Annotated in this window: 5 protein-coding genes; 3 read left to right on the top strand and 2 right to left on the bottom strand. The window is 70.0% G+C overall.

Annotation, left to right across the window (positions count from 1 at the left end):
• Positions 1 to 258: 258 nt before the first annotated feature.
• Both GEV10_31905 and GEV10_31900 read left to right on the top strand, forming a co-directional pair.
• Complete coding sequence (locus tag GEV10_31905; GenBank protein MQA83006.1) at positions 259 to 648, top strand: F0F1 ATP synthase subunit epsilon; 390 nt, start codon at positions 259 to 261, stop codon at positions 646 to 648.
• A gap of 33 nt (positions 649 to 681) precedes the next feature.
• Complete coding sequence (locus GEV10_31900; protein ID MQA83005.1) at positions 682 to 1,212, top strand: DUF2550 family protein; 531 nt, start codon at positions 682 to 684, stop codon at positions 1,210 to 1,212.
• Positions 1,213 to 1,234: 22 nt separating this feature from the next.
• On the opposite strand, the gene GEV10_31895 is transcribed toward GEV10_31900, so the two are convergent.
• Both GEV10_31895 and GEV10_31890 read right to left on the bottom strand, forming a co-directional pair.
• Positions 1,235 to 2,050, bottom strand: a complete 816-nt coding sequence (locus tag GEV10_31895) for a class I SAM-dependent methyltransferase (protein MQA83004.1) — start codon at positions 2,048 to 2,050, stop codon at positions 1,235 to 1,237.
• A gap of 20 nt (positions 2,051 to 2,070) precedes the next feature.
• Positions 2,071 to 2,664, bottom strand: a complete 594-nt coding sequence (locus GEV10_31890) for a cob(I)yrinic acid a,c-diamide adenosyltransferase (GenBank protein ID MQA83003.1) — start codon at positions 2,662 to 2,664, stop codon at positions 2,071 to 2,073.
• Between the two features lie 42 nt (positions 2,665 to 2,706).
• Here GEV10_31890 and murA point away from each other — a divergent pair, with 42 nt between their 5' ends.
• Positions 2,707 to 3,987 carry a UDP-N-acetylglucosamine 1-carboxyvinyltransferase gene (gene murA, locus GEV10_31885; GenBank protein ID MQA83002.1) on the top strand — a complete coding sequence of 427 codons (1,281 nt, stop codon included), beginning with the start codon at positions 2,707 to 2,709 and terminating at the stop codon, positions 3,985 to 3,987.
• Positions 3,988 to 4,122: the final 135 nt, after the last annotated feature.

The raw sequence follows: 4,122 nt of genomic DNA, 5'->3' as shown, positions 1-4,122 counted from the left end.
CCGGCCTGACTCTTTACGCCGTCCTCCGCGAACTCCAGGCCCTACTCGGCGTCTGGACCGGCGCTTGCCGTCTCTGCCTGCAACCCGTCCTGCCACGCCCACCCACCCCCGCAGACTCGACATAACAAAGTACTACTAGGGTGCTGCGTCGAATTATTGCGATGTCATGACGAAGCGGGTGCCCTCCAACGACCGGCGAGTGTGCGCGGCTATCCTCGCCACTAGGACGCCCCTACCCTCGCGCCCCGGAGGTCACCCGTGAGCCAGTTGCACGTCGAGCTCGTGTCGCCCGAACGAGAAGTGTGGTCGGGCGACGCGCACATGGTGATCGCCAAGACCACCGACGGCGACATCGGTGTGCTGCCCCAGCACGCACCGGTGCTCGGCACCCTCGTCGAGGGCGGTGTCGTCCGGGTGCTCGACGACGGCAACGCCGAGGTGCTTCGTGCCGCAGTCGGCGGCGGCTTCCTGTCGGTGGCGGACAACAGGGTCTCGATCCTGGCGGAGTCGGCCGTGCTCGGCGACGAGGTCGACGTCTCCGCCGCGCGTTCGGCGTACGAACGCGCGGCGTCCGCCGACGACGAGGAGTCACAGGCGGAGGCGCGGAAAGCGCAGGCGCAACTGCGCGCCGCCGGGGAAGAGGTCTAGGCGACCGGCGACGGACGGAACGCAGCGAGCGCCATGGGGGACACCACCGGACCGGCAGGGCAGGCACCAGTAGGCCAGGGAGTACTGCCCGACGCGGTCACGGCGGAGCTCCTGGGCCGCAACCTCGCGATCGACGGCATCGGCGCCGTCCTGGTCCTGGTCCTCGTCCTCACGCTCACGTTCGTCGTACTCGCCGTCCGCCGCCGCATGCTGCTTCGTGGCAGCGGCACGATCGACTGCTCGCTGCGCCGGCAGATGGGTACGCTCGGCCGCGGCTGGGTGCTCGGCGTCGCCAGGTACGACGGCGACGTGCTCAAGTGGTACCGCGTCTTCAGCTTCGCCGCTCGTCCGAGCGAGACGGTGTCGCGGCGCGACCTCACCGTACGCAAGCGGCGCGTCCCGACAGGCCCCGAGGCCCTGGCCGTCAACGCCGGTGCCGTGGTCGTCGAGGTGCGCAACGGCCGCCGGGCCCTCGAGCTGGCGATGAGCGAGGGCGCGCTCACCGGCTTCCTCGCCTGGCTCGAGTCGGCGCCGCCCAGCGCCTACATGGACCACATCACCTAGGACACTAGCGTCCCGAGTCAGGTCAGAACCGGTAGCGCAGCACCTGGCCGATCTTCTTGAACGGCGGGAACGCCGCGCACGCCCGCAGGAGCATCCGGGTCGACCGGCGCAGGTGGTCGGAGCCGGGCACGTCGAAGCTGTCGATCGCCGTCATGCAGGTCAGGCCCTCGTGCCAGGCTTCGAGCTCGCTCGGGTCGTCGACGCCCCAGTACAGCGTCGCCCCGGACCGCTTGACGGCGGGCACCCACTTCTGGATGCGGATGCCGCGCGTGCCGTACACGTCGAAGACGAGCTGACCGCCGGGGAAGTGGTCGGTCAGGCGTGTGATCAGGCGCCGGCCCTCGGCCTTGGTGAGGTACATGGTGAGGCCCTCGGCGACGACGATCGCCGGACGGTCGGCGGGCACCTGGTCGAGCCAGCCGTCGTCGGTCACCGAGGTGCCGATCGTCCGGTAGTTGTCGCGGTCGGGGAACAGCTTGTGCCGCAGCTCGATGACGTCGGGGTAGTCGACGTCGAACCAGCGGACGCCCGGGCCCGGGTCGACGCGGGACACGCGGGTGTCGAGGCCGCAGGCCAGGTGGAGCACGACCGCCTGCCGGTGGTCGGCGAGGAACTCCCTGGTCCACACATCGAGCTGCCGTGCCCGCATCGCCACGCCGGCCGCGGTCATGGGGGTCATCCTCGGCTTGCGGAAGTCGTAGTCGATCCGTTCGACCGCTTCGGCCGCCGCGTGGTCGCCCAGGATCGGGTTCTTCGACCTGCTGTCGAGTGCCCTGCCGTACAGGGTCGCGAGGAGCGTCTCGCGCGCCTGCGTGAACGTGACCTTCTCGGTGGCCATACGGCTGAATGTACCCGCGGTCAGGTGCGTTCGCCGCCCGGTCGCCATTCGACGTCGCCTCGTTCGGCGTTGGCGGACCTGGCGAGGATGAACAGCAGGTCGGAGAGCCGGTTCAGGTAGGTGACGGTGAGCGGGCTGACCGCGTCGCCGTGCCGCTCGATCGCCTGCCAGGTCGCGCGTTCGGCCCGCCGGGTGACCGTGCGGGCGACGTGGAGCAGCGCCGCGCCACTGGTGCCGCCGGGCAGCACGAAGCTGCGCAGCGAGGGGAGATCCGCGTTGAACTCGTCGCACTCCTGCTCGAGGCGGTCGACGTAGCTCTGGTCGATCCGGAGAGGCGGGAACTCGGGATCGGCGACCACGGGTGCGCAGATGTCCGCGCCGACGTCGAACAGCTCGTTCTGCACCCTGAGCAGCAGGTCGGTCACCGGCTGGGGGAGCTCGCCGAGGGCGAGCGCGACACCGATCGCGCTGTTCGCCTCGTCGACCTCGCCGTACGCCTCGACCCGTGGGTCGGTCTTGCGCGTACGCGACATGTCACCGAGGGCGGTGGTGCCGTCGTCGCCGGTGCGGGTGTAGATCTGCGAGAGCACGAGCCTCGACTTCTTGCCTGTCATGACAGCAGGCTAGCCGTCCCCGACGAGATCGGGACGCGTAGCATGCCGCGGGTGGAACGGTTTCGAGTCGAAGGCAGCGCCCGGCTGGCGGGTGAGGTCCAGGTCGTGGGCGCGAAGAACAGCGTGCTCAAGCTGATGGCGGCGACCCTCCTCGCCGAGGGCACGACGCACCTGGAATCGGTGCCCGACATCCTCGACGTGCAGTTCATGTCCGAACTTCTCGAGCAGCTCGGCTGTGAGACCGAGCGCACGAACGGCTCGGTGCGGATCACGGTGCCGGCCCGGCCGGGCAACGCGGCCGAGTACGAGCTCGTCCGCCGGTTGCGCGCGTCGATCTGCGTGCTCGGACCGCTCGTCGCGCGTACCGGTGAGGCCCGCGTCGCGCTGCCGGGTGGCGACGCGATCGGCTCGCGCGGGCTCGACCTGCACATCGCCGGACTCGAACGGCTCGGCGCGACCATCGAGAGCGAGCACGGCTACCTGATCGCGAAGGCGCCGCACGGGCTGACCGGCGCCACGGTCGTGCTCGACTTCCCCAGCGTCGGCGCCACGGAGACGATCCTGATGGCCTCGGTGCTGGCCGACGGCCGTACGGTCATCGACAACGCGGCGCGCGAGCCGGAGATCGTCGACATCATCGACATGCTGCAGCAGATGGGCGCCAAGATCGGGGGAGCGGGCACCTCGATGATCGAGGTCGAGGGAGTGCCCGGCCTCAGCGCGACGCGCCACGTGACCACGCCCGACCGCATCGTCGCGAGCACGTTCGCGTTCGGCGGCGCGATGACCGGCGGGGACGTCCTCATCCGCGGCGCACGCGGGTGCCATATGGAGATGCCGCTCGAGAAGCTGACCGACGCGGGTGCCACGATCACCGTCGACGACGACACGCTACGGGTCGTCGGCGCCGAACGCCCCCGCGCGATCGACGTGGTCACGCTTCCGTACCCGGGATTCCCCACCGACCTGCAGCCGCTGGTGATCGCGCTCAACGCGGTGGCGTCCGGCTCCGCGATGATCACCGAGAACGTCTTCGAGGCCCGGTTCATGTTCGTCAACGAGATGATCCGGCTGGGCGCGGAGATCCACGTCGACGGTCACCACGCGGCCGTACGCGGGCGCGAGCGGCTGTCCGGCGCACCCGTCCAGGCCACCGACATCAGGGCGGGCGCGGGGCTCGTGCTCGCCGGGCTCGTCGCCGAGGGCGTCACCACGGTCGGCGGCGCGTTCCACATCGACCGCGGCTACCCGCGGTTCGTCGACCAGCTCGTCGCCCTCGGCGCCGACGTCTCCCGCGAGCCCGACCCGCACCTGTTCCCCTAGGAGCGTGGGTCAGTAACACGCCAGTTGGGTTCCGCTGATCGTGGCGGGTTTCGCGAGATCATGAGTTGTGCCTGGAGATGCTGATGGTCACGGTTTGTTCGATGTCGATCCGATAGATCCGATCCGGGTGGTCGG

The sequence above is a fragment of the Streptosporangiales bacterium genome, from assembly GCA_009379955.1.
Lineage (GTDB): Bacteria > Actinomycetota > Actinomycetes > Streptosporangiales > WHST01 > WHST01.
Note: the sequence above shows the minus strand (reverse complement) of the source record. Positions and strands in the feature narration are given on the sequence as shown.